Source organism: Amycolatopsis sp. lyj-23, assembly GCF_046549135.1.
Classification (GTDB): Bacteria; Actinomycetota; Actinomycetes; order Mycobacteriales; family Pseudonocardiaceae; genus Amycolatopsis.
In genome coordinates, this window is the sequence record NZ_JAJPWN010000058.1 from 1 (window position 1) to 858 (window position 858).

General features: G+C 67.5%; 1 protein-coding gene. It reads right to left on the reverse strand.

Annotation, left to right across the window (positions count from 1 at the left end):
- A partial coding sequence (locus tag ACLJPY_RS50170) for an IS5 family transposase (protein ID WP_410598092.1) occupies window positions 1–725 on the reverse strand: 725 nt, incomplete at its 3' end.
- Between the last annotated feature and the right edge of the window lie 133 nt (window positions 726–858).

Consider the following 858-nt stretch of genomic DNA (forward strand, 5'->3'; position numbering starts at 1 on the left):
TGGCCGCGGTTGCGGCGATGCCGGATCTGATCAGAAGGCTGGGGAATCGTGCAGGCGATCCCGCGCCGCCGCAGGTAGGCCCGGTTGGCGCGGGAACTGTAGGCCTTGTCCGCCAAGACACGATCTGGCCTGCTCCGGGCTCGCCCACCACCAATCCGGGCGACCCTAATCCTGGCCAGCACTGCCTCGAACTGCGGCGAATCACCCCGTTGGCCAGCAGTCACCAACAACGACAACGGCTTTTGACCTTGCTCGATGGCCAGGTGCAGCTTGGTCGTCCAGCCGCCCCGCGACCGGCCCAGCGCATGGTCGGCTGGCTCGGGCCCGCCCACACCGCCGGGTGGTTCCTTCTGCCGGGCACTGTCGATGCGGGCGCCTGCCGCGTGCTGATGCGCCCGGTTGATCGTGGAATCGACGCTGACGTCCCAGGTGATCAACCCGGCTGCATCCGCCCGGGTCTGCAACGCCGCCAAGATCACCGCCCACACCCCGGCGCGCTGCCAGCGCCGGAACAGGCCATAGACGGTCTGCCAGCAGCCATACACCGGTGGGACATCGCGCCAGGGCGAGCCGACGCGGACCCGCCAGCGGATGCCGTCCAGAAGCTGGCGCTTGGTCCATGTCGGTGGGCGGCCGGGTTTCTTGCCGACAGGCAGCAGCGGTTCCAGGATCGCCCACTGCGCGTCGGTCAGGTCAGCTCGCCCCGCTGCCGTTAGGCTGGCCACGAGGTCTCCGGTGTTCTCGATCTTCTTGGTCGTTGATCGATCTACCGGAGACCTCGCCTATTCGATCTCCGACACGCCGCACCGTCGGCACTGCTCAGCAACCTGGCTGGTCAGCACATCAAAACAGGCTCTA